The organism is Litchfieldella qijiaojingensis, from assembly GCF_014651875.1.
Lineage (GTDB): Bacteria > Pseudomonadota > Gammaproteobacteria > Pseudomonadales > Halomonadaceae > Litchfieldella > Litchfieldella qijiaojingensis.
This window is the reverse complement of the sequence record NZ_BMXS01000015.1, coordinates 70,757-95,472: the sequence shown is the minus strand read 5'-3', so window position 1 is coordinate 95,472 and position 24,716 is coordinate 70,757. Positions and strand designations below refer to the sequence as shown.

The following is a 24,716-nucleotide window of genomic DNA, read 5'->3' as shown; positions in this document are numbered from 1 at the left end:
GCTCAATTTTACGCCGCCCGACGAATGCGCTGCCACCTTTGGGAGTGACGGCGCTTGGCACAATGCTGGCCATACCGGCTCAGAAATCGAAAAAGACGGTTTCCCCCTCACCCTGCAGGCGAATGTTCAACCGATAGCGGATCTTGCCATCGGCCTCCTCGCGCTTGGCGATCAGCGTCTGGCGGCGCACCGGCGACTCGATGGCATTGAGCACGGGGCACACGGCATTGGCCCGGGTTTCGTCCTCGAAGTAGAGACGGGTCTGCAGGTGGATGTTGATGCCGCGGGCGAAGATCGCCAGGTTGATGTGCGGTGCCATGACCTTGCCGTCACTGCGCGTCACGGCGCCAGGCTTGATGGTATGCAGGGTCCATTCGCTGTCGCCGGAGGCGGTGGTGGCGGTACGCCCGAAGCTGTTGAACGGCTTCTGCAGGTCGAACTCGGGCTGGTACTCGCCCTTGGCATTGGCTTGCCAGGCCTCGATCAGGGCATCGCGCACCAGGTCGCCGTTACCGTCGATGACGGTACCCACCACCTCGATATGCTCGCCCTCGGCTTCCGGCTTGGCCAGTTGGTTCCAGATTTCCTCCTCGCGCTCGGGCAGGCCAGCGACGTCCAACGCCAGGCCAATATGCACGTAGGGACCGGCGGTCTGCGAAGCGGTTTCGCGCAGCATCAGCTCGCTGCTGGGTACGGTGTTCGGCTGTTTCATGGTCTTGCGCCCCCTGTCACTGATTCTCGAAATAGGTCTGCAGCTCGCCGCGCACCACCAGGTCGAAGCGGTAGGCCAGGCAGTCCATGGGATTGCTGCGCGACATGTCCAGACGACCGATCATGGTCTCGACCGCATCCGGGTCATTGATGGTCTGGACGATGGGGCAGATCGGGATCAGCGGATCTCCTTCGAAGTACATCTGGGTGATCAAGCGGGTGGAAATAGACGGGCCTATCACCGAAACGTGGATATGCGCCGGGCGCCAGCTATTCATGTCGTTCGGCCAAGGGTAGGGCCCGGGTTTGATGGTACGGAAACGGTACCAGCCCTGCTCATCGGTCAGGCAGCGGCCCACGCCACCGAAATTGGGATCCAGCGGTGCCAGGTAGCTGTCCTTCTTGTGGCGGTAGCGCCCGCCGGCGTTGGCCTGCCACATCTCCACCAAGGTGTGCGGCACCGGCTTGCCGAACTGGTCGACCACACGGCCGAACATGATCATTCGCTCGCCGATCGGCAGACCGGCCTGTCCTTCGAGCGCGGGGTTTTCACGAAAGTTAAGCAGCAGGTCGTTATCATGGGCCCCCATGCGCAGGTGGCGAAAGTCGGGGCCGGTGAGCTCCGAGACGCTGGGCTTCTGCAGGCTGACCAGTGACTGACGCGGCGAGCGCGCCACGGAGGTCTTGTAGCGAGGGGCATAGGCAGGGGGATGCCAGTTACGGTCGCGTTCCACGAAGCGCTTGTTATCGTCTTGCATAGCGGTCTTCTCTATGGGGACTAGGAGGATCCGGGCGAAGTTACTCGCCCCAGCCCAATTTCTTGGCCATGGCAAAGGCATGGTTGGCCGCCGGCACGCCGCCGTAGATGGCCACGTGCATCAGCACCTGGCGCAGCTCGGCTTCGCTCAGGCCAATGCGCTTGGCGGTCTTGAGGTGCAGTTCCAGTTCCTCGCGGCCCAGCGCCGCCAAAATACCGGTGGTGATCATGCTGCGCTCGCGACGAGTCAGGTCGTCGTTGCCCCACAGCTCGCCCCAGGCCAGGCGGGTGATCATCTGCTGGAAGGGCGCGTCCAGGCTGGTTGCCCCGGCACCGGCCCGGGCGACGTGATCCTCGCCGAGCACCTGCTTGCGGGTCTCGAGACCTTCGTCATAGGACACGCCCTGCTCGCCGACCTGCGGGCGATCCTTGGTCAGCCACAGGCGCAGACGCTTGGCCATGGCCTCGGGATCTTCCACCGAAGGCACATGAGCGAAGCCCTCGAGGATCTCCAGCGGCGCTCCACCGCATTCGGCGGCCAGGGTCTGAAGGGTTTCGGGGGGCGTGGCCACGTCGTCACTGCCACCTAGTAGATGCACTTCAACTCCATGCCCTTTCAGTTTGCTGCGGAAATCGGTGCGTCCCAGCATCTCGCACAGCCGCGCATAGCTCTCGCTATCGGTGCGCGCCATCTGGGTGCGCCAGCCGCTTTCCAGAGCCGGTTCCGCCTTTAACCGCTTGGCGGAAAACCAGCGCGGCACGATCTCGCCGGAAATCGCCGCCAAGCCTTCGTCGCGGACACGCCCGGCACGCGTCGTCCACAGCTCACTGGTGCCGATCACCGCACCGGTGTTGGTCAGGGTTGCCGAGAGCAGACGCTCGGCGTGCTCGGCAAGCAACTGCTGGCCGACCACACCACCGATCGACGTGCCGACGAAGTGGAAGCGTGACGCCCCGGCATGCTCGGCCAAAGCCAGGGCCTCGTCCGCCAGCGCGGCCGGTGTGATCTCGCCGCCACTCTCGGGCCAGGCCTGGCTGGCGCCATGGCCGGGAAGGTCCCAGGTCAGTACCCGGTAGCGCGGCAGCAGGGTCGGCAGGATGTCGTCCCACACCGCCTGGGTCATGCCCAATGGATGGGCCAGCAACACCAGTGGATTCGCCTCGGCGCCCAGCAGGCGATAGGCGACGCTGCGGCCATCGATAGTCAGAAATGCCATATGGAGCCTCTCCCATAGCGAAGCGCCGAGCGAAGCTTCGGCGCGGACATGCATGAAAGAAGGAAGAACAGGGCTGCGCCCCTAGAAGCTAGAAGAAGGAAGAGAGACGCTATGCGTCTCGAGGATCCAGTGACCGTTCTCTTCCGTCTTATCCCTTCCCTCTTCCTTCTTGTTTATCAGGCGCGCTCGATCAGCGTCGCAATCCCCTGCCCCACGCCCACGCACATGGTGCACAGCGCATATCGCTTGTTCTGCTTGTGCAGCTCATGCGCGGCGGTCAGCAGCAGGCGCGCCCCGGACATGCCCAGCGGATGGCCCAGGGCGATGCCACCGCCGTTGGGATTGACCCGTGGGTCGTCGTCGTCAATGCCCAGCTCGCGCATACAGGCCAGGGCCTGGGAGGCAAAGGCTTCGTTGAGCTCGATGATGTCGATCTCGTCCAGCGAGATACCCAGGCGATCCAGCAGCTTGCGCACCGCCGGCACCGGACCGATGCCCATGGTGCGTGGTTCCACCCCGGCGGTGGCCATACCCAGGATGCGTGCCATGGGCTTGAGCCCGTGCCGTTCCACAGCGGCTTCACTGGCCACCAGCATCGCCGCGGCGCCGTCGTTGACGCCAGAGGCGTTGCCGGCGGTGACACTGCCGCCGTCGCGGAACGGGGTCGGCAACTTGGCCAGCTTCTCCAGGGTAGTGCCGGGACGCAGGTGCTCGTCCTGATCGAAGATCAGCGGCTCCTGCTTGCGGCGCGGAATCTCGATCGGCGTGATCTCCTCGGCAAAGCGGCCTTCTTTCTGGGCACGCTCGGCCTTCTGCTGGGAGCTTAGGGCGAAGGCGTCCTGGTCCTCGCGGGAGATGCGGTGCTGCTCGGCGACGTTCTCGGCGGTCTCCGGCATCGAGTCGACGCCATACTGCTTCTTCATCAGCGGGTTGATGAAGCGCCAGCCGATGGTGGTGTCCTCGATGGCCTGGGTGCGCGAGAAGGCGGTCTCGGCCTTGCCCATCACGTAGGGCGCGCGGGACATGGATTCCACGCCACCGGCCAGGACCAGCTCGAACTCGCCGGCCTTGATGGCACGAAAAGCGGTGCCCACCGCGTCCATGCCCGAACCGCACAGACGATTCATGGTGGTGCCGGGAACCGAGGTCGGCAGACCCGCCAGCAGCGACGACATGCGTGCCACGTTGCGGTTGTCCTCGCCGGCCTGGTTGGCGCAGCCCATGATCACCTCGTCGATGGCCGCGGGGTCGAGGTTGGGTGCCTCGGCCAGCACCGCCTTGAAGATGGTGGCGGCGAAATCGTCGGGACGCACGCTGGCGAGCGTTCCACCGAAGCGGCCCACGGCGGTGCGCCGCGGATGACACAGATAGACGTTACTCATACGGCCTCCTCAGACCTCCCCTGCGTGCTTGCGATCGGTCCTATCCTTCAGTTCGCGCAACACCTCAAGCTCATGAGCGCTGGGCTCGGGAGTGGACTCCAGTTGGTCGGCGAAGCGGATCTCCCAGCCGGTTGCCTCGATCACGTCCTCGCGGGACACGCCCGGATGCAGCGACACGACCACCAATTCCTTGGTCTCGGGGTCGGGTTTCATCACGCACAGGTCGGTGATCACCCGCGTCGGGCCCTTGCCGATGTTGGGCACGCCGTCGCGGCCCTTGCCATCACGACCGAAGCCCAGGGTGGTGACGAAGTCCACGTCCTTGACGAAGGTGCGCTTGGAGTGCTTCAGGGTGATGAAGACCTCGTGGGCGTTGGTGGCGATCTCCGGCGCCCCGCCACCGCCCGGTAGGCGTACCTTGGGATCATGGTAGTCGCCGATCAGGGTGGTGTTGAGGTTGGCATAGCGGTCGATCTGGGCGGTGCCCAGGAAGCCCACGCTGATATGACCACCTTGCAGCCAGTAGCGGAACATCTCCGGCACCGAGACAGTGGTCAGCGCCGATTCGCACAGTTCGCCATCGCCGATCGACAATGGCAATACATCCGGCTTGGTCTGCAGGGTGCCGGATTCATAGATCAGCACCACCTCGGGGGCATGGGTCAGGCGCGCCAGGTTGGCGGCCTCGCTGGGCAAGCCGATGCCGACGAAGCAGGTCATGCCGTTTTCCAGCGCACGCGCGGCGGTGACGGTCATCATTTCCGCGGAGGTATATTCGAGACTCATCAGGACTGTCCTCCTGCGTTATAGACGTTTTCCTCAAGCCACTTCGTGAAGGCATCGCGGTCGCGGGCGATGGCGTCCCACTCCTTGTAGAAGCGGTTGTCGCGATCGTAGTAGCCATGCGCGTAGGAGGGTGCGGAACCCTTCTCCGCGACGACCACGGCGCTGATCGCCCAACCGGGGATCACGCAGGCATTGGGATGCGTGTTCAGATCGTCGACGATCTCCTCGACGGTGACGATGCTGCGCTTGGCCGCCATCACGGCTTCCTTCTGCACGCCGATGATGCCTTCCACCAGCACGTTGCCCTTACGGTCGGCCTTCTGGGCATGGACGACGGACACGTCCGGGCGAATCGACGGTACCGCCGCCAGGCGCTCGCCGGTGAACGGACACTCGATGAACTTGATCTGGTCGTTGACGTTGGGTAGTTCGCTGCCCACGTAGCCGCGCAATACCGCTAGCGGCAGACCGGCAGCCCCGGCCTCGAAAGCACAGGCCATGGCGGCGTGGCTGTGCTCGAGGATCTCGATCTTGTGCGGCCAGCCCTTCTCCACGGCATCGCGCAGGCGGTGCAGCGAGCCAACGCCGGGGTTGCCGCCCCACGAGAAGATCAGCTTCTTCACGCAGCCAGCCCCGATCAGCTGATCGTAGACCAGGTCGGGGGTCATGCGGATCAGGGTCAGGTCGCGCTTCTTCTGGCGGATCACTTCGTGACCCGCGGCGAAGGGAATCAGGTGGGTAAAGCCTTCCATGGCCACGGTGGCGCCGTCCTCGACGTAGCGCGCGACCGCGTCATGCAAGCTAAGGAACTCGGCCATGATGGTTCGCCTCTTGGTGGTCGATACGATATTCACCAGCCCTAGGGTCGAACGTTGCATCTTGGCTCGATGCCAATGTTCGGCTAGTGAACATAGGTTTGTAATACGAACAAATTAATCTCCAATCACTGTTTCGTCAAACCACAAAAAAAGGGAAGGCAAGCCTTCCCTGAATATCGCCACACGCGAAGTTCTTACGTAACAATCGGTTAGATGTTTTTCAGCCAGGCAATGGCCCTTGTGACCTGAGCCTTGCTACTACCAATGTATGATGCCGGGGAGGCCGTTTCTTCCAATACTTCGACCTCGACACGTCCTTTCACCTCGGAGTGGGCCTTCAATACCTCGGCATAGGACAGCCCCTGCCGGCGCGCCGTCTCCGCGGCCTCGGCGCTGATGCGCTTGGCTGCGTCCTGGCCGACGATCGGCACCAGCAGTCGCGATACCGGCTCGGCCATGATCGCGCCGCCGGTGATTTCCAGATTTCGCCGCATGGCATCGGGATGTACCTCCAGCCCTTCCAGCAATACCGCAAGCTGCTCCAGCGCGCCTTCCACCAGCAGCGTACTGTCTATCAACGGCGCCCATTCGGCATGCCATTCACCGAGCCCGCGTTCCAAAGGCTGTGCCGTGGCATTGAGAATCACCGTGGCGTGACCGTGTACCTGGCGAGCTGCACCGCGAATCAGCGCACAACGCACCGGGTTGCGCTTGTGGGGCATCGACGACGACTCGCCCATGCCCTCGCCGCCAGGCTCGGCCACCTCGCCGATCTCGGTCTGGGTCAGCAGAGCCACGTCCAGCGCTACCTTCTCGGCCGCGCCAGCCACCGCGTCCAAGGCAGTAGCCAGGGCATGGATCGGCTGCCGGTCGGTATGCCAAGGCAGTACCGGTGCCGCCAATCCCAACCGTGCGGCCAGCGCATCCATGAAATCGAGCCCCAGATCGTCCCAGCCGGAGTGCACGCCAACGGCACCACCGAACTGCACCGGCAAGCCGCTTTCCGCCAGCGGGAGCAGGCGCCGGCGTGCCTGCTCGAGCCCCAGTGCCCAGTGCGCGACCTTGACCCCGAAAGTAATCGGCAATGCCTGCTGCATCAGGGTGCGGCCCACCATCACCGTCTCGTCGTGGGCCTGCATCAGGACGATGGCGGCGCTGCGGCAACGTTGCAACAGACCGTCGATCGAGGCCAGGCGCGGCTTGAGCAGCAGCATCAGGGCACTGTCGACGACGTCCTGACTGGTGGCGCCTTGATGCCAGTAGCGCTTGAGCTCAGCCGGCAAGGCGGCACGTCCCTGCTTGACGAAGGGAATGGCGGCGTTGCCGCCGCTGGCGATACCCGAAGCGATGGCATCGAGATCAAAGGCATGTCCATGCAGGTGTTTGGCCAGGGCCTGGTGGGTTCCCTCGGGCAGCGCGCCATGGGCCTCCTGAACGTCGGCCAGTCCCAGCTCGTACTCCAGCATGGCCCCAACCAAGGCATCGGCGTTACAGTCACCTAGCGCCCCCTGACTCATGAAAGGATGCTGGATCAAGGTAGCAGGCATCTCGGGCTCTCCACCATAAGTCGTACAAGTGTTCGTAGTTCGAACGTTATGCTAGATTGGAGTCATCGACACACGCAACTCGATCAGGATCGCGAAGGATGGAAGTACAACGGCACGATGACACCTTGACCCCCGAGGACCGTGACTTCGTCACCGCCCTGGCCAGCGGGCTGGAGGTGATCCTGGCCTTCGACGGCGCCCACCCGCGCATGACGCTGAGCGAGGTCGCCGCACGTACCGGTATGAACCGCGCACGGGCTCGCCGCTTCCTGCTGACGCTGCATGCGTTGGGCTACGTACGCAAGCAGCAGCGCCATTTCGAACTGGCGCCCAAGGTGCTGCAACTGGGCTATGCATTCCTCTCGGCCAACAACTATCGCACGGTAATCCAACAATATCTCGAGGATATCACCGCCGAGATCGGCGAGTCCTCGTCGCTGGGCGTGCTCGACGGCGACGACGTCATCTACGTGGCCCGTTCGGCGGCCAAGCACCGGCTGCTGGCCATCACCCTGTCGGTGGGCACCCGTCTGCCCGCGGCGCATACCTCGATGGGACGGGTACTGCTGGCTCAGTTGCCGGATGCCGAGCTAGACGCCTATCTCGAACGCGTGACCCTCACCGCCTATACCGACAAGTCCATCACCGACAAGGCCGAGCTGCGCAAGTGCATCCTCAAGGTGCGCCAGCAAGGCTATTGCATCGTCGACCAGGAGATGGATTCCGGCCTGCGCTCGCTGGCCATCCCGGCCTTCGACGCCAATGGCCGCTTGCTCGGCGCCATCAACATCAGTACCAATGCCGCGCGCATCGATCTCGATACCCTGACGCGGACCTTCATGCCACTGCTGCAGGAAAAGGCGCGGCTGATCCGTGCCAATGTCAGTTGAACGCAGTCCTATCGATCCACGGGACCTTTACTTCCAGTATTGCGAGTGAGCGCAGTTAAGGACGACGAGTGCCCGATATTTTCGGCATCACCCTACCGATATTCCTGCTGGTGGGCGTGGGCTACCTCGCGGTCCACATCCGCATCATCGACAAGCCGCAGATTCGCGGCCTCGGCGTCTTCGTCATCCACTGCGCACTGCCGGCACTGATCGTCAGGGCGCTGGTCAGTCGCCCTTTGAATGAGATCTTCAACCCCTACTATCTGCTTGCCTACGGACTTGGCTCGTTGGTGGTGTTCCTTGCCGCCCTGTTCATCGCTCGACGGCTGCAGCGCAAACCACTGGATGCCAGTGCCCTATACGCGCTGGGCATGTCGGCCTCCAACAGCGGCTTCATCGGCTACCCGGTGGCGGCACTAGTGGTAGGCTCACCCGCGGTGGCCGCCATGGCCTTGAATTTCCTGATCGAGAACCTGCTGGTGATCCCGGCCGCCTTGACCCTAGCCGAGGTCAGCTCCCAGCGCGGTGCCAGCACGCGAGTCGTGTTGATACGCACGATCCGGCAATTACTCAAGAACCCGATCATTATCGCCATCCTCGTTGGAACCACCCTGGCGCTCTCGGGGCTGAGCCTGCCGGCACCACTATTTCGCGCCATCGATATGCTGGCCACGGCGGCGGCCCCCACGGCGCTGTTCGTGATCGGCGGCACCCTCTACGGCCTCAAGGCGCGAGGCATGGCCGGAGACGTGACACAGATCGCGATCGGCAAGCTGATCGCCCACCCCTTGGCCGTGCTGCTGGCCTTCCTCGCCCTGCCCACCATCGACCCGGTACTGATGACCACCGGAATCCTCTTCGCCAGCGCCCCGATGATAAGCGTCTACCCGATCTTCGGTCAGCGTTACGGGCTAGGCGAGATCACCGCCGCGACCCTAATGGTGACCACCCTGGCCGCCTTCCTCACCATCAGCCTGATGATCTGGCTGCTGCAGACCAGCTCGCTGTTCGTCGTTTCCTGATCAGTGTCCAGATACGCCTGCTTCATGCTGTGAAATGCCAGAGGCCACATTACGAACACTCGTACGCATTGCAGAACAAAAGACACTGTTCTAGATTGTTCCTGAATTCGGTTCCAGAACTGGGGCACCTCTAGATGAGCGACAAGATTCATGACTGCGACCTAGTCGTGGTCGGTTCCGGTGCTGCCGGCATGTCGGCGGCGGTCACCGCCGCCTACCACGGCCTCGAGGTCGTGGTGGTCGAGAAAGACGACGTTCTTGGCGGTGCCACCGCCTGGTCCGGCGGCTGGATGTGGGTACCGCTCAACCCTCTGGCCAAGCGTGCCGGGATCGATGAAGACCCCGAGACGGTTCGCACCTATCTGCGCCATGAGCTAGGTGAGCGCTACGATCCCGCGCGCATCGACGCCTTCCTCGATGCCGGCCCGAAGATGGTCAGCTTCTTCGAGACACACACCGCCCTGCAGTTCGCCGACGGCAACGCCATCGCCGATATCCACGGCGATACCCCTGGTGCCGGCACCGGTGGCCGCTCGGTGATCGCCGCACCCTTCGATGGTCGTGAACTGGGCAAGAGCATCCACAAGTTGCGCAAGACCATGCCCGAGACCGCGTTCCTGGGCATGCCGATTCAGGCTGGGCCGGATTTGATGGCTTTCCTGACCTTCACCCGATCGTTCACGTCTTTCCTGCACGTGACCCGGCGCTTCACGCGTCATCTCTATGACCTGGCCCGCTACGGACGCGCCATGCAACTGGTCAACGGCGTGGCGCTGATTGGGCGGCTGGCCAAGTCCGCCGACGATATGGGTGTGGAAACCTGGGTGTCGTCACCGGCCAAGCGACTGATCGAGGACGGCGAGCGTGTGGCCGGCGTGGTAGTGGACACCCCACAAGGTGAAGTGACGCTGCGTGCCCGATGTGGCGTGGTACTTGCCACCGGCGGCTTCCCCAACGATATCGAACGCCGCCGCGAGCTCTTCCCTCGTACCCCTACCGGCAAGGAACACTGGGCGTTGCCACCCGAATCCGCCAGCGGCGACGGCCTGCGCCTGGGCGAGGCCGTGGGCGGCCAGGTCGATACCAGCCTCTACTCGCCGGTGGCCTGGGCACCGGTGTCGCGGGTGCCCTACGGCGGCGGCCGCGAGGGCCATTTCCCGCACATCATCGACCGCGGCAAGCCCGGCATCATCGGCGTGCTGCGAAGCGGTAAGCGCTTCGTCAACGAGGCTCACGGTTACTATGACTACGTCGACGCCATGATCAAGGCGGTGCACGAAGGCGAGGAAGTCTGCTCCTGGCTGATCTGCACCCATCGCTTTCAGCGCCGCTACGGTATCGGAATCACCCGCCCGGCACCGGCGCCCTTCAAGCACTGGATCCGCAAGGGCTATCTCAAGGCCGGCCGCACCATCGAGGAACTGGCCAACAATTGCGGCATCGACCTCGAAGACCTCAAGCGCACTATCGAGGCCTACAACGAGTACGCCCGCCACGGCGAGGACCCCGAGTTCGGCCGTGGCTCTACTCCCTACAACCGCAAGCAGGGCGATCCCTCTCACCAGCCCAATCCCTGTGTGGCGCCGCTGGATGAAGGACCGTTCTATGCCGTGAAGGTGGTGCCGGGCTGCTTCGGCACCTTCGCTGGCCTTAAGGCCAACGAGCATGCCCAGGTACTCAACGAGTCGGGGGAGCCGATCCCCGGTCTCTATGCCGTGGGCACCGACATGGCCAGCATCATGGGCGGTTTCTACCCCGCGGGCGGCATCAACCTGGGCCCCGCCGTGACCTTCGGCTATATCGCCGGCTGCCATGCCGCTGGCCAGCGTGACGGCTCATCGACCGAGCGGGTGGCCTCCGCCTCCGCGACTGAAGGGAGATATCCATGAGCCAACATCGCTATTCCCTGGCCGCCTTGACGGTTCTCGAACTCTCGCCTCCCGACATGGTCGAGGTCGCGGCCCAGGCCGGCTACGACCATGTCGGCCTGCGCCCCATCCCGGCGACGCCCAACGAGCCAACCTTTCCCTTGCTGACCGATGCCGCGCTGCTGCGCGAGACCTGCCGCAGGCTCCGCGACACCGGCATCCAGGTGGCCGACATCGAGATCCTGCGCCTCAAGTCCGAGACCCGTGTCAAGGCGGACTTCGAGCGTTTCATGGAGGTCGGCGCCGAGCTTGGTGCCAGCGAGATCCTGGTGGCCGGCAACGATGACAGTGAAACCCGCACCCTCGACAACTTCGCCGCCTTGTGCGAACTGGCTCGTCCCTACGGCCTTTATCCGCATCTTGAGTTCATGCCCTGGACCGGGGTCAAGAACCTGCTCCAGGCTCATCGCATCGTCGCTGCCGTACGCAAGGCCGGCCACGACAACGCTTGCTTGCTGGTCGACGCTTTCCACCTCAACCGTTCCGCCAGCCGCCTGGAGGACCTGGCCAAGGTCCCCCACGAATGGATGCACTACGTGCAGCTCTGTGACGTTGCCGGCTCGATTCCCGACGACGTGGACGAGATCACCCGCGAGGCGCGTAGCGAGCGCCGGTTCCCCGGTGACGGCGACATCGACCTCAAGGGCATGCTGGCGCTGCTGCCTGCGGACATACTTCTAAGCCTGGAGATCCCCACCGAGGGGCTGCGCAACCAGGGGGTTAGTGCTCTGGAGCGCGCCCGTATGGCGCTAGACAAGGCGCGGCGGTTGGTCGAAACGTGATCTGAAACCTCCTCGATATCGTTGGCAGGTGGATTGGAGCGATCCGTGAACCAGCATCCGCCTTGTCGAACGACTAGCTCCCACCCCGCAGCAGGTTGGAAGCCGAGGCCGAACCGGCGAGTTCCTCGGCGACCGCCAGGCGCACCAGCTCACCACTCCTTTCGGCCAGGCCGTCGAGCAGCGGTTGCGCGGCATCGACGATGCCCAACGCGCCCAGAAAACCCAGGCCCAGCGAGGTGAGATAGGCTCGATCCTGAGTCACTTCCGAGCTTACAGCGTTCAAATGACGAACTTTTGTTCACTTGAAGGACGGGCGATCTGGCCGTAGACTATTTAGCCAGCTATCTTTCTCACTGGTATCGCTCTCAGGGATGCCCCTACTGGCAGGAGGCCCATGTCTCACTCGTCCACCACCACCTTGCCGGCAGACCGTCCTTTGCTGGGCGTCGTTTGCATGCTGGCGGCGGGCTTGCTGTTCGTGATGCTGGATACCAGCGTCAAGACACTGGGTCAGGACTACTCGCCCATCCAGGTGGTCTGGGCACGCTACGCCGGCCATATGCTGGTGTTGGCGGGATATCTTCTATGGTTGGGTCTGCCACGGGGCCGCGACCTGCTGCGCAGCGGCTCGCTGGGTGGACAGTGCCTGCGGGGGATGTTGCTGCTTGCGGCCAGTACCTTCGCCTATTTGGCCTTTCGCGAGTTGCCTCTACTGCAGGTCTACGTGATCAACTTCAGTTCGCCGCTACTGGTGACCCTGCTGGCCATGCCACTGCTCAAGGAGCGCGTCACGCCGGCGCGCGGCATGGCGGTGCTGGTGGGCTTCATCGGCGTCGTCATTGCCGTCGGGCCCATCGACTGGCGATCCCAGCCGGCCATCCTGCTGCCCTTCGGCATGACGCTATGCTTCGCTCTCTACCAACTCTGCACACGGCGCTTCGGACGCAGTGACCATCCGCTGACCTCGCTGTTCTATACCGGCCTGGCCGGCGCCCTGGTCAGCAGTGCGGTAGTACCAGCCTTCTGGACGCCCATTGCCCTCGGCGATCTCCCTCTTTTCGTTTCCGTGGGCATATTGGGAGCCGCCAGCCAGTTCGGCCTGATCCTGTCGATGCGCTTCGCCCCGGCCTCGCTGGTCTCTCCCTTCCTTTATATCCAGATCGTCTGGGCCTCGCTGTTCGGCTACCTGTTCTTCGCCGACGTGCCGCGACTCGAGACCTACCTGGGTGCGGTGCTGATCGTCGGAGCGGGGATCTACCTGGCCACGCGCAAGGGAACGTCACCCTGAAAACCGCGAGCCCACCAATAGGCGGGCTCGATGGTATGGAAATTCGTGGCGGAAATCACTCAGCGGTCTTGATCAAGGCATCCAAGGCAGCGTGATAACCCTGGCTGCCGAGCCCGGCGATCACACCATCGGCACGCAGCGAGACGTAGGAGTGATGCCGGAAGCTCTCGCGCTTGTGCACGTTGGACAGATGCACCTCGATCACCTTGCCCTCGAAGGTGTTGAGCGCATCGAGGATCGCCACCGAGGTGTGGGTGTAGGCCGCCGGGTTGATGATGATGGCGACAGTGCCGTCCTGACGGGCAGCGTGGATGGCGTCGATCAGTTCGCCCTCGTGGTTGCTCTGCCGGCACTCGATATCCCAGCCGTTGACCGCCGCCTTCTCGTAGAGGCCGTTGTTGATGTCCTCCAGCGTCTCGTAGCCGTAGATTTCCGGCTGGCGAGTACCCAGCAGGTTGAGATTGGGGCCGTGCAGAACCAGGACCTTGCCCGCGCTCATCATTCGTTCTCCTTCAGCAGTTCCCGCTTGTAGTGGGCGAACAGCGTCGCGGCCTGTTCATCGGCGGCGGCACGCTTTTCGGCATCCTCGCAGAACAGCTTGAAGGCGTCCACGCCCTGGAACACGAACAGGCTGACACCGCTCATCACACTGGCACCGGCCGCCTTGGCGGCGGTGATGAATTCGGTCACCGCCGGCACGTAGACGGCATCGAAGACCCAGTGATGCCCCTTGATCAGCTCCTTGGGCAGCGGACAGCCGGGGCTCTTTTCATGACCGATCGGCGTGCAGTTGACCAGGCCATCGCAGGCTTCCACCGTTTCGGCCAACCGCTCCTGGGTAACGACCGAGGCCTTGAAGCCCTGCGCTTCCAGTTCACCGGCCAGTTGACGCGACTTGGCTTCATCGAGGTCCATCAGCCTCACTTCCTCGGCACCCAGCTTACCGAGGCCGAAGGCCACCGCCTTGCCCACCCCGCCGGTACCGATCAGCAGCACCCGCCCCAGCTTGCGCTCGCCCAGCGTGGCACGGAAGCCGCTCATGAAACCGGTGTAGTCGGTGTTCTCGGCGACGATGCCGTCCTTCTCGAATACCAGGGTGTTGGCAGCCCCGACCATGCGCGCCCCTTCGGTGGGCCGATCAGCCAGCTTCACCGCATCCTCTTTCCATGGAAAGGTGACATTGACGCCGCGATAGCCTTCGGCGATGACCTTGCGCACCTGGCTTTCCAGCGACTCGATGGGCTGCTCGTTAGCGTCGAACAGGTCGTAGGTAGCAGGAATGCCGGTCAGCTTGCCGAGCCTGACGTGAAGGTCCGGCGAGCTGGAATTCATGATGGCTTTACCGATCAAACCGAGTCGCATCGTGTTACCTCTGTTCAACGTGAATGAGCGGCTTGGGCCGCCAACCGAATCCCTGCATTGGCCGCGCCGAACTGGTGATAGCCGCCGCGCCGCTCGACGATCTCGAAGAAGAAGCGCCCCGAAAACGTCTCGGTATAGGCATGGAAGAATTCCCCTTCGTCATTGCGATCGTAGAGGATGTTGCGTGAGCGCATGGCCTCCAGCAGTTCCTCGTCGAGACCGTAGCGCGCCTCCAGATCGTCGTAGTAATTGCCAGGAATCTTGAGTAGCGGCAGACCCCGTGCCTGCAGGGCGTCCACGCTGGCGAAAATGTCGTGGCTGGCGAAGGCGATCTGCTGCACTCCGCCCTGGTATTCGCTGAGGAAGCGTCCGGGCAGGGTGTCACGCGCCTGGGAGATGGTCAGCGGGAGGCGAATCGAGCTATCCGGACTGGTCACCGCCTGGCTGATCATCAGCCCGTGCGGGTCGACGATCTCGTGCTCGGCCTCGGCCTCGAAGCCGAACACGGTGTGATAGAACAGTTGCCAGCCCAGCATCTGGGTCGCCGGCAGCACGTAAGAAAGGTGATCGACGCGGGTCAATCCGGCCTCATCGCGGCTGGCCTGATCGAACAGTTCGAAATCGGTGCGCCACTGGCGATCCTCGGCGGCCTCGTCGTCGACCAGATAGATCAGGCTGCCCTCGATACCGCGCACGGCCGGGATCTCCATCTCGCCCTCGCCGACCAGGCCGCGGAACAGCTGGGCCTTGAAGGTCTTGGCTCGCGTCAGTGCCTTGTCGACATCATCGACACGGAAGCCCACCGCGCATACCGAGATACCGTGCAACAGGCGGAAGGTATGGGCGAAGCTGTCGGTTTCGAAGTTGAGCACCAGGTGGATGTCGCCCTGCTTCCACAGCTCGACGTTCTTCGAGCGGTGGCGCCCCACATGGCGAAAGCCCAGTGCGCCGATGAACTCACCGAGCGGCGCGGCACTGTCCTCGTCGAGAGAGAACTCGATGAAATGGATGCCGTTGTAGCGCGGTGCCGGGGGGATGCTGCCGGCCCAGGGCCCATTCGGCAACAGGTTCTCGAGCAGAATCAACGAACGCAGACCATCCAGCGCCGTGGCTTCGGTGGGAGCGGCCCGGAAGGCATCGCTGAAGATCTCCAGCGACAGCGGACCGTCGTAACCGCTCTTGGCCAATGCCGCCATGAAATACTTGAGCGGCAGCCGGCCCTGGCCGGGGAAACAGCGGAAATGACGGCTCCATTGCAGGATGTCCATGTTCAGCAGTGGTGCGTCGGCCACCTGGACAAAGAAGATCTTGTCCTTTGGGATCTTGCCGATGGTGGAAAGGTCATGGCCGCGCGAGAGGATATGGAAGCTGTCGAGCACCACCCCCAGGGAAGGATGGTCAGCCCGCCGCACCACCTCCCAGGCGTCGCGATAGTCGGAAATGTGCCGACCCCATGCCAATGCCTCGAAGCCGATGCGAATGCCACGCTTGGCAGCGCGCTCGGCCAGCTCACGCAAGTCGGCCGCAGCCTGATCGAGATCGTCGCTGGCTTGTGGCGAGACGTTGCTGCATACCAGCAGGAAATCGGTGCCGAGTTGCTCCATCAAGTCGAACTTGCGCTCGGCCCGCTGCATGTTGCGACTGCGCTGTGGCTCGGGCATGGCTTCGAAGTCTCGGAACGGCTGGAAGGCCAGGATCTTGAGACCCAGCGATTCACACAGGTTGCGTACGTCGGCAGGCGCTCCATCGAACGACAGCAGGTCGTTCTCGAAGATTTCCACGCCATCGAAGCCCGCTCGTGCGATGGCTTCGAGCTTGGTTCGCAGGTCTCCACTAAGGGAGACAGTGGCAATGGCTCGCATCCAGACCTCCTGATAGCCGGTGGGGGCGGTGCCCTTGGTCGACCGTGGCATGATCGGTCGTCGGCCAGGCTTTTGTGGCGCCAATACGTTCGCATAGCGCCCTTTAGTTCGCATTATGCACGAAAATAAGGGGGACGAAGCAAGTCTCGTTCATCAGTTCTCGTACCACGACTATAGAAGTCATGAATCGCCCCCCTACCGTCAATCTGGCGTTACACTCTCCATGTCCTGATATGACATCATGGCAGTGTTTTTGTCTTCGACCTTGGTCTTAGGTCAGCCAATTCTGCATTGACAGGCCGCAGCAGGAATCCTAGCTTGTTCGCCAGTAGCACGTAAGTTCGAAATACGAACACAAAGGTTGGCAGTCCCCAACCTCATCGCGGGTGAGCTCTGGCCCGACCGGGACAAGACCAACACACAATAAACAGCAGCACTTGGAGGATTACAGCATGTTCAAACCGCTAGCGCTGGGCATCGCCATTTCCGCGGCCGCCATGGCATTCGCCACCCCGACCCTGGCTGATTACCCGGAACGCAACATCCAAGGCACCATTCAATGGGGGGCCGGCGGTGCCACCGATAACGTCGCACGCAGCCTGACCCCGCACGTCGAAGAAATCCTGGACACCACCGTCGTGCTGACTAACCGCCCCGGCGGTACCGGCGTGATCGGTATGAACCATGTCATGCGCCAGCGTCCAGATGGCTACAACCTGCTGTATGGCGCCGAGAACCCGCAGCTCTACCAACTGATGGGGCTGGCCGACTTCAGCTATGACGACATGCATACCGTCAATATCATCGGCCAGGGCCTCGTGGTCATCGCCGCGCCGGCCGACAGCCCCTATGACAGCTTCAAGGACGTGCTCGAGGCGGCCAAAGAGAATCCCGGTACCCTGCGCATGGGCGGCACCGGCGCCGGTGGCCTTCCCAGTACCGTGCATGCCATGGTCAACGCCGTCGACGAGTTGGACGTACGCACCGTGACCTTCGGTGGCGACGGCCCCGGCATCACCGCCTTGCTCGGTGGTCACATCGACTTCATGCCACTCAGCCTGGCCGCCGCCAAGGAGCAGATCCTCGGTGGCCAGCTCAAGGGGTTGGCGGTGCTGACCCAGAACGAACTCGAATCGCTGCCCGGCGTGCCGCCGATCACCGACGCACTGCCGGATATCGGATCCTTCCTGCCCTGGGGCCCATTCTGGGGTGTCTTCGCGCATGAGGACACGCCGGACGACATCAAGGCGACCCTCGAAGGCGCCTATGAGCAGGCCGTGAACAACGAAGAGTTCCAGGACTTCCTGCGCAACTTCGGCGCCGAGCCGCTGAACCTCAACGGGGACGAAGCGCAGCAGTACCTGGATAACTGGCAGTCGGTGACCGCCTGGTCCATGTATGAAGCCGGCGCCGTCGAAACCTCTCCCGAGAAACTCGGCATTCCGCGTCCGTAACGGCATCATCCAAGCCCTGAGGGCATGAGGGGGAGGCGGGCTCTGATCCGCCTTCCCCGCTGGAGCACCACCATGAGCAAGAAACCCGAAAGACTGCAGGCCGGCGAACGCGCCTTCGACTGGCTGCTGCTGCTTTTCAGTGGCGCTGTTTTCTATCAGGCCTATCAGATTACCGGTTTTTCCTCGATCAACTCGGCCGGTGCCTTTCCCATTGGCCTGTCGTTGATCATGATCGCCTCGTCCATCGCGGTTTTGGTTAACCATCGTCGCAAGGAAAAACCCAATACCCGGGGCCCGCTGGACGAACTCACCAGCTTTCTGCGCCAGCACTTCCCGATCAACGTGCTGGTCTTCTGCGCGCTGGCGGTCGCCTATCTTGCCGCAATCCAGCCGTTCAGCTTCTTCGTCAGCACCTTCGCGTTCCTGGCGCTGACATTCATCTATCTGCGCCAAGGCAAGATCGTCAGTTCACTGATCATCTCGGCAGTGGCAATCGCGGTGATCTACGTGCTGTTCACCCTGGTCTTCCGCGTCTATCTCCCCTGATTCCCGAGGCCCCAGATGAGCGATACTATTTCCTACCTGCTGATGGCCTGGCTGGACCCGCAACTGCTGGCACTGACCGCCATCGGCACCCTGGCAGGTATCTATGTTGGCGCCATCCCCGGTCTTTCGGTGACCATGGCAGCCTCCATCCTGATTTCCTTCACCTTCTCGTGGGACGTCAACCACGCCCTGGCGCTGATCGTGGGCATCTACTGCGGCGGCGTCTACGGCGGCTCGCGCACTGCCATCCTGCTCAATATTCCCGGTGCCCCCTCGGCGGTGGTCACCGCCTTCGACGGCTACCCGCTGGCTCAACAGGGCGAAGCCGGGCGCGCCATCGGTCTGAGCACGGTGATGTCGGTGATCGGTGGCCTGTTCGGCACCCTGATCCTGGCCAGCACCGCGCCGGTCCTTTCCGATCTGGCCTTGCAGTTCGCCCCGCGCGATTACTTCCTTATCGCCGTCATGGGTCTGTTGCTAGTCAGCACCCTGTCCGGTAAGTCGCTGGCACGCGGCATCTTTTCTGTGGCACTGGGCGGCATCATCGGCTTGGTGGGCATGGACCCGGTCACTGCCCAAGGCCGTTTCACCATGGGCAGTATCGACCTGATGGGAGGCATCCACTACGTGGTGGTGATGATCGGCCTGTTCGGTGTCGCCGAGGCCTTCTACCAGCTGCACTTCCTGAGCAAGGAGCCGGTCCGTCAGAAGGTCGACAAGATCATTCCCGCCTTCAGCATGGTGCTGAAATATCTACCGCTATCCCTTCGTACCGGGGTCATCGGGGTGATCGTCGGCGCGCTGCCGGGCACCGGTGGCGATATCGCCTCGCTGTTTGCCTATGACCATGCCAAGCGCACCGTCAAGAACCCGTCGAAGCCCTTCGGCCAAGGGGCCTACGAAGGCCTGGTAGCCCCCGAAACCGCCAATAATGCCGCAGTCGGCGGCGCCTACGTACCGATGCTGACGCTGGGCATGCCCGGCGATGCGGTAACGGCGATCATCATCGGTGCCCTGGTCATCCATGGCCTCAACCCCGGCCCGATGCTGATGATCGAGACACCGCACATTTTCTGGTTCACCGTCGGCAACCTGGTGCTTGCCAACATCTTCCTGCTGATCTTCGGCCTCACCGGCATCAAGATCTTCACCAAGGTGGTGGAACTGCCCAAGGCACTGCTGATTCCCTTGATTCTGGTGCTGTGTGTGGTGGGGACCTATTCCCTCAACAGCAACATGACCGAGGTTTACTGGATGCTGGGCTTCGGTATCCTGGGCTACTTCCTGAAGATCTTCGGCTTCCAGATGGGCCCCATTATCCTCGGCGTAATCCTCGGTCCGCTGCTGGACGAGACCTATCGCCAGGCGATGTCCTCGGTGGGTGACAGCGTCAGCGCCTTCCTGCTGGCCCTGGTGACCAACCCGCTGTCACTGATACTGACCAGCGTGATCGTGCTGGTATTGCTGGGCAATACCCCGGTCAAGGGATGGGTGGTCGGGCAATTCCAGCGCAGTCAGTGATACGCGGAAGCCATGCATGACGCGGCCCCACAGGGCCGCGTCGGCGTGCGTTGTGGCGTCTTGCTGGGGAGAGAGTGCCGTGAGTGACTTCTTCGCCGACCCGCAGAGTGTGCTGGTCTTCGATTTCGATGGCGTCATCCTCGATTCCGCGAGTTTGAAACGCCAAGCCTTCGCCGCGCTCTACGACGACGAGCCGGAAGCCGATCGCCAGGCCGTGCGCGCCTACCTCAACCGGCGTGGCGGACAGCCCCGCGAGGTCAAGTTCCGCCATATCGAGTCGCACATCCTGGGCCGCGAAGCGAGCGAAGCACGTATCAAGGAGTTATGCCAACGCTTCAAGGAAACCATGGAGGCGCGTATCCTTGATGCTCCGGCGATTCCCGGCGCGCTGGAGTTCCTCGATCGCTGGCACGAGCGGCTGCCGCTCTACCTGCTCTCCGCCACGCCGCAGCAGGAGTTGCGCGAGATCGTCGACCGTCGAGGACTGGCTGACTTCTTCGACGAGGTGATCGGTGCACCGCCCGATAAGGCCACCGGGCTGCGCAACCTGCTGGTCCGCCATGCCCATGACGCCCGGCGGACGGTGATGATCGGCGACTCCTACAACGACTATCGCGCCGCCAGTTCCAACGGCACCCGTTTCGTCGGCATCACCGCCGACCCGACGGTCTCACCCTTTCCCGATGACGTGGTGACCGCCATCGATCTGAGCGGCTTGGAAGCGGCGCTGGCCCGGCTGTAATCCATCGGAAACAAAGACGCCCCGCCGATAATATCGACTGGGCGTCTTGCTTCACCATACTGACCCTACTGAATTACGCCACCGGCGTCAGCCATTCGGCATTCAACACCTGCTTGCCACGCACCAGATCGAAGTACAGCGACTGGACCTTCTCGGTGATCGGGCCACGACGCCCCTCGCCGATAGTGCGACCATCGAGTTCGCGGATCGGCAATACTTCGGCGGCGGTACCGGTGAAGAAGGCCTCGTCGGCGATATAGATCTCGTCGCGGGTGATCAGCTTCTCTTGCAGAGGCAGCCCCAGGTGCTCGGCCATGTGCAATACGGTGTTGCGGGTGATGCCGTTGAGGCAGGAGGTCAGCATCGGTGTATAGATGACGCCGTCCTTGATTACGAACAGGTTTTCGCCCGAGCCTTCCGCGGCATAGCCCTGTGGGTCGAGCAGCAACGCCTCGTCGTAGCCGCCGCGCTGGGCTTCGGCCAGGGCCATCATCGAGTTGATGTACTGGCCGTTGGCCTTGGCGCGGGTCACGGCGATGTTGACGTGATGACGCGTGAACGATGAGGTTTGCACCTTGATGCCGAGTTCACGGGCTTCCGGAGACATGTACGACGGCCATTCCCAAGCGGCAACGATCACGTGGGTCTTGAGGTTGTCGGCTCGCAGGCCCATGCCTTCGCTGCCGAAGAACACCATGGGGCGCAGGTAGGCCTCTTCCAGGTCATTCTCGCGCACGGCAGCTCGACAAGCGTCATTGATCTGGGTCTTGGTGAACGGCATCGGCATGCCCAGGATCTTGGCCGAATCGAACAGGCGGTTGGTGTGTTCCTTGAGGCGGAAGATCGCTGTCCCTTGTTCGGTGGCGTAAGCACGCACTCCCTCGAAACAGCCCATGCCATAGTGCAGGGTATGGGTCAGGACATGGACCTTGGCATCTCGCCAGGGAAGCAGTTCACCGTCGAACCAGATGAGGCCGTCGCGGTCAGCCATCGACATAAGGGTCTTCCTTCTTTACTTTAACTTTACACTTAACGGTCATGCGTAACGTGACAGTCGCCAGTCAGGCTATCGACGCCGCTCCCCGGTCGTACCGCTCAAGTCGGAGATTCCAGTAGCCGTGTCCAGGGTTCGCTGACATGACGACGATGCTCGTCGAAGGTATCCCCTTCACCGCGGGCCTCCTGTTTGGTCAATGCCGCACGGTGGGAGGCATTGCGGTAGGCCAGATACGCCTCGCGCAAACGATGACAATCCTCGGCGGGCAATCGCCCGCTGGACTCCAAAGTCTCCAGAATACGAATATTGTCGCTCCACGCCAATAGATCGGGAGTCTCGTGGCCCATGGAGAGCACTGCATACTGGCACAGGAATTCGATATCGACCATACCACCGGCATCCTGCTTGATATCGAAACGCCCCCCCTGCTGGTCCTCGGGGCTACTACCCAAGTGATCGCGCATCTTTTGGCGCATCTTGACCACTTCTTCGCGTAGCGTCGCCGGATCGCGTCGACTCCCCAGAATCTCGCGACGCACCGCCTCGAAACGCTCGGCCAGGGCGCGATCGCCGGCCACCACCCGAGCCCGGACCAGGGCCTGGTGTTCCCAGGTCCAGGCCTGATGCCGCTGATAGTCGGCGAAGGCGTCCAGAGTCGTGACCAGAAGCCCTGCGTTACCCGAAGGACGCAGGCGCATGTCGACCTCGTAAAGCGCTCCGGCGGGTGTCACCGCGGTCAATAGATGGATGATGCGCTGTCCCAAGCGAGTGAAGAACACCGCATTGTCGATGGGGCGCTCTCCATCGGTACTACCCTGGGAGTCGGCGTCATGGATGAAGACCAGATCCAGATCCGACCCGTAGCCCAACTCGATGCCACCCAGCTTGCCATAACCCACGATAATGAAATGGGTTTCTTCCGCTTCGCCATTGCGGCGCTGAGGATAGCCATGCTTACGCACCAAGTGTTTCCAGGCCATGGCCAGCACCTGTTCAAGCACGACTTCGGCGATGAAGGTCAAGTAATCGCTGACCTTCATCAAGGGACGCGCCCCGGCGATGTCCGAGGCCGCTACATGCAGCACTTGGGCATGCTTGAAGACACGCAAGGTCTCGAGCTGGGATTCCTCGTCGTCTTCGGGGATGCGCGATAGCTCCTGGCGCAGTTCGTCGGCCAGGCGGTCCTTGTCGGCAGGCGTGTACAGGGTGGTCGGAGTCAACAACTCATCGAGCAGAATCGGATAGCGGGCAAGCTGCTCTGCGATCCAGGGACTGGCACCGCACAACCGCATCAGGTGCTCGAGAGCATCGGGATTTTCGCGCAGCAGTGCCAGGTAAGCGGTGCGCCGCAGCACGGCTTCGATCAGCGGCAGAACCCGTTCTAGCACCCGATCCGGATGCTCACTGTCGGCGATGGCGGCCAGCAGCATCGGCATCAGGGCATCCAGGCGTTCGTAGCCGATGCGCTGCATGCTCTGGACCTGGCGCGAATGGCGCAGATCGTTCAGCCGTCTGGCCGCCACATCGGGCTGGGCGAAGCCGGCGCTCTCCAGCATGTCATAGGCTTCGTCACCGTTTTCACCACGCCCCAGCTCTCCTCGCCATAGCGCTCGCCATTCATCGAGAGATACCCCCTCACCGATATCCCCCGGCTCCCGGCCGGGTGAGGTCTCGAGTTCCTCTTCCGGGTCGGCGATCACCGCGTCGAAGTGGCCGCGTACCTGCTCGCGCACCTCGTCCAGTCGGGCCATCACCGCCGGCCAGTCTTCCATGCGCAACGCCAATGCCACCCGCTCACGGTCGAGGGAATCCACGGGCAGTGCCTGGGTCTGGCGATCCTCCAGCGCCTGCAGGGCATGTTCCAGGTCACGCAGGAATACATAAGCCGGCAACAGTTCGTCGACCACTTCCTGGGGTAGCAGGTCGAGCATCGGCAAGCACTCGAGCGCGGTCTTCAGCGACGTGACCTGCAGTTCGGTGTCGCGCCCACCACGAATCAACTGGAAGGCCTGGACCACGAACTCCACCTCGCGGATACCGCCGCGCCCGAGCTTGATATTGTCGCTCATGCCCTTGCGCTTGACCTCGCGGTTGATCAGCGCCTTCATCTCGCGCAACGACTCGATGGCGCCGAAGTCCAGATACTTGCGATACACGAAGGGACGCAGGCTCGCCAGCAATTCGGCGCCGGCCTCGCAGTCGCCGGCCACCGGCCTGGCCTTGAGCATGGCGTAGCGTTCCCATTCACGGCCCTGGTCTTGATAGTAACTCGACAGCATGGCGAAGCTGCCCACTAGCGGGCCGCCATCGCCCAGCGGGCGCAGGCGCATGTCGACGCGGAAGGCAAAGCCATCGGCGGTCACCGCATCCAGCGCACCGATCAGTTTCTGGCCCAGCTTGGTGAAGTACTCCTGGTGGTCGAACTCGCGCTTGCCGCCGCGGGTCACGCCCTTCTCGGGAAAGGCGAAGATCAGATCGATATCCGATGACAAGTTGAGCTCACCGGCCCCCAGCTTACCCATGCCCAACACCACCAGGCGCTGCGAGCCGCCATCCGCACGCGGTGCCGGGCGCCCCCAGCGCGGCGCGAAAAACTCCTCGAGCCAGGCCAACGCACCCTCCAGGCAGGTCTCGGCCAGGCACGACCCACTGGCGGCGGTCGACCACATGCCACTTCCCTCGGGACGAGCCAGGTCGCGCCACACAATGCCCAGCATCCGCGCACGACGGAAACGACGGATCACCGCCTGCATGCCGGCCTCGTCCTCGATATCTTCCAGCGCCTCGGCAAGCCATTGGTCCAGCGTCTCGGCATCCGGCGCCTCGTCCAACTCCCCGTTGGCATCCAGGCTCGGTAACCAGTCGGGATAGCGCACCAGCGTCTCGGCGGCGAAGTCGGAAATCACCAATACTCGAGCGAGTTCCTCGCGACGTGTCGGCGCCAGCGCCAGCCAGCTTTCGCTGGGCGGGTCGAGGTCCTGCATCGACGCCACGGAGTCAGCCCGCTCGAGTGACTCGTCCAGGCGCTGCCGGGTCTTGCCAAGCGCCGAGCGGAGCGGCTCGGGGATGTCGGTCAGCGGTAGATAATCATCGGGTAGCGCCAT

General features: G+C 62.9%; 22 protein-coding genes. 9 read left to right on the top strand and 13 right to left on the bottom strand.

The genetic code is table 11. The features are described 5' to 3' along the window. Positions 1-79: 79 nt before the first annotated feature. From pcaG to IE093_RS14615, 7 genes are all read right to left on the bottom strand, one after another. On the bottom strand, positions 80-712 hold the full coding sequence (gene pcaG / locus IE093_RS14645; RefSeq protein ID WP_189470440.1) for a protocatechuate 3,4-dioxygenase subunit alpha: 633 nt from the start codon (positions 710-712) through the stop codon (positions 80-82). 16 nt (positions 713-728) lie between these two features. Further along, positions 729-1,469, bottom strand: a complete 741-nt coding sequence (gene pcaH, locus IE093_RS14640; RefSeq protein ID WP_189470438.1) for a protocatechuate 3,4-dioxygenase subunit beta — start codon at positions 1,467-1,469, stop codon at positions 729-731. Positions 1,470-1,509: 40 nt separating this feature from the next. After that, the gene (pcaDC, locus tag IE093_RS14635; RefSeq protein WP_189470437.1) at positions 1,510-2,685 is read right to left on the bottom strand and encodes a bifunctional 3-oxoadipate enol-lactonase/4-carboxymuconolactone decarboxylase PcaDC; all 1,176 of its coding nucleotides are present in this window, start codon (positions 2,683-2,685) and stop codon (positions 1,510-1,512) included. A gap of 176 nt (positions 2,686-2,861) precedes the next feature. After that, entirely contained in the window at positions 2,862-4,067 is a 1,206-nt protein-coding gene (pcaF, locus tag IE093_RS14630; protein WP_189470435.1) for a 3-oxoadipyl-CoA thiolase, read from the bottom strand. A 9-nt stretch (positions 4,068-4,076) separates the two neighbouring features. Next, positions 4,077-4,853: a CoA-transferase subunit beta gene (locus IE093_RS14625; RefSeq protein WP_189470433.1), complete on the bottom strand. Its 777-nt coding sequence runs from the start codon at positions 4,851-4,853 to the stop codon at positions 4,077-4,079. Then, complete coding sequence (locus tag IE093_RS14620; RefSeq protein WP_189470479.1) at positions 4,853-5,671, bottom strand: CoA transferase subunit A; 819 nt, start codon at positions 5,669-5,671, stop codon at positions 4,853-4,855. Before IE093_RS14620 ends, IE093_RS14625 begins: the two co-directional genes overlap by 1 nt. A 209-nt stretch (positions 5,672-5,880) precedes the next feature. Next, positions 5,881-7,218: a class-II fumarase/aspartase family protein gene (locus IE093_RS14615; protein ID WP_189470431.1), complete on the bottom strand. Its 1,338-nt coding sequence runs from the start codon at positions 7,216-7,218 to the stop codon at positions 5,881-5,883. A 98-nt stretch (positions 7,219-7,316) separates the two neighbouring features. On the opposite strand from IE093_RS14615, the gene IE093_RS14610 reads away from it, so the two are divergent. The 4 genes from IE093_RS14610 (at position 7,317) to IE093_RS14595 (ending at position 11,840) form a co-directional block, all read left to right on the top strand. Next, on the top strand, positions 7,317-8,108 hold the full coding sequence (locus IE093_RS14610; protein ID WP_189470429.1) for an IclR family transcriptional regulator domain-containing protein: 792 nt from the start codon (positions 7,317-7,319) through the stop codon (positions 8,106-8,108). A gap of 68 nt (positions 8,109-8,176) precedes the next feature. Beyond that, the gene (locus tag IE093_RS14605) at positions 8,177-9,130 is read left to right on the top strand and encodes an AEC family transporter (protein ID WP_189470426.1); all 954 of its coding nucleotides are present in this window, start codon (positions 8,177-8,179) and stop codon (positions 9,128-9,130) included. 134 nt (positions 9,131-9,264) lie between these two features. Then, entirely contained in the window at positions 9,265-11,019 is a 1,755-nt protein-coding gene (locus IE093_RS14600) for an FAD-dependent oxidoreductase (RefSeq protein ID WP_189470424.1), read from the top strand. After that, positions 11,016-11,840, top strand: a complete 825-nt coding sequence (locus IE093_RS14595; protein WP_189470422.1) for a sugar phosphate isomerase/epimerase family protein — start codon at positions 11,016-11,018, stop codon at positions 11,838-11,840. Before IE093_RS14600 ends, IE093_RS14595 begins: the two co-directional genes overlap by 4 nt. A 73-nt stretch (positions 11,841-11,913) precedes the next feature. Here the strand turns inward: IE093_RS14595 and IE093_RS22490 are convergent, their stop codons facing one another. After that, on the bottom strand, positions 11,914-12,102 hold the full coding sequence (locus IE093_RS22490) for a hypothetical protein (protein ID WP_229803607.1): 189 nt from the start codon (positions 12,100-12,102) through the stop codon (positions 11,914-11,916). Positions 12,103-12,234: 132 nt separating this feature from the next. Here IE093_RS22490 and IE093_RS14585 point away from each other — a divergent pair, with 132 nt between their 5' ends. Then, entirely contained in the window at positions 12,235-13,128 is an 894-nt protein-coding gene (locus IE093_RS14585; RefSeq protein WP_189470421.1) for a DMT family transporter, read from the top strand. Positions 13,129-13,183: 55 nt separating this feature from the next. On the opposite strand, the gene aroQ is transcribed toward IE093_RS14585, so the two are convergent. From aroQ to IE093_RS14570, 3 genes are read right to left on the bottom strand one after another with little or no spacing between them, the layout of a single operon-like run. Next, positions 13,184-13,627, bottom strand: coding sequence for a type II 3-dehydroquinate dehydratase (gene aroQ / locus IE093_RS14580; RefSeq protein WP_189470476.1), 444 nt, complete (start codon positions 13,625-13,627; stop codon positions 13,184-13,186). Next, a complete protein-coding gene (locus IE093_RS14575) occupies positions 13,627-14,490 on the bottom strand; it encodes a shikimate dehydrogenase family protein (RefSeq protein ID WP_189470419.1) in 864 nt (287 codons plus the stop codon). The genes aroQ and IE093_RS14575 overlap by 1 nt, the downstream gene beginning before the upstream one ends. Before the next feature lie 14 nt (positions 14,491-14,504). Then, positions 14,505-16,403, bottom strand: coding sequence for a bifunctional sugar phosphate isomerase/epimerase/4-hydroxyphenylpyruvate dioxygenase family protein (locus IE093_RS14570; RefSeq protein ID WP_229803603.1), 1,899 nt, complete (start codon positions 16,401-16,403; stop codon positions 14,505-14,507). A 401-nt stretch (positions 16,404-16,804) separates the two neighbouring features. Between IE093_RS14570 and IE093_RS14565 the strand changes: the two genes are divergently transcribed. The 4 genes from IE093_RS14565 to IE093_RS14550 all read left to right on the top strand — a co-directional run bounded on the left by IE093_RS14565 (position 16,805) and on the right by IE093_RS14550 (position 20,615). Beyond that, complete coding sequence (locus tag IE093_RS14565) at positions 16,805-17,806, top strand: tripartite tricarboxylate transporter substrate binding protein (protein ID WP_189470417.1); 1,002 nt, start codon at positions 16,805-16,807, stop codon at positions 17,804-17,806. A 72-nt stretch (positions 17,807-17,878) separates the two neighbouring features. Then, positions 17,879-18,352 carry a tripartite tricarboxylate transporter TctB family protein gene (locus tag IE093_RS14560; RefSeq protein WP_189470415.1) on the top strand — a complete coding sequence of 158 codons (474 nt, stop codon included), beginning with the start codon at positions 17,879-17,881 and terminating at the stop codon, positions 18,350-18,352. Between the two features lie 15 nt (positions 18,353-18,367). Further along, positions 18,368-19,873 (top strand): tripartite tricarboxylate transporter permease, encoded by a 1,506-nt coding sequence (locus IE093_RS14555; protein ID WP_189470413.1) that lies wholly within the window; start codon positions 18,368-18,370, stop codon positions 19,871-19,873. A 79-nt stretch (positions 19,874-19,952) separates the two neighbouring features. Next, a complete protein-coding gene (locus IE093_RS14550; protein ID WP_229803601.1) occupies positions 19,953-20,615 on the top strand; it encodes an HAD family hydrolase in 663 nt (220 codons plus the stop codon). 73 nt (positions 20,616-20,688) lie between these two features. Here IE093_RS14550 and IE093_RS14545 read toward each other — a convergent pair whose 3' ends face one another. Both IE093_RS14545 and glnE read right to left on the bottom strand, forming a co-directional pair. Then, positions 20,689-21,612: a branched-chain amino acid transaminase gene (locus tag IE093_RS14545; protein WP_189470410.1), complete on the bottom strand. Its 924-nt coding sequence runs from the start codon at positions 21,610-21,612 to the stop codon at positions 20,689-20,691. A 98-nt stretch (positions 21,613-21,710) separates the two neighbouring features. Beyond that, positions 21,711-24,716: a bifunctional [glutamate--ammonia ligase]-adenylyl-L-tyrosine phosphorylase/[glutamate--ammonia-ligase] adenylyltransferase gene (glnE, locus tag IE093_RS14540; protein WP_189470409.1), complete on the bottom strand. Its 3,006-nt coding sequence runs from the start codon at positions 24,714-24,716 to the stop codon at positions 21,711-21,713.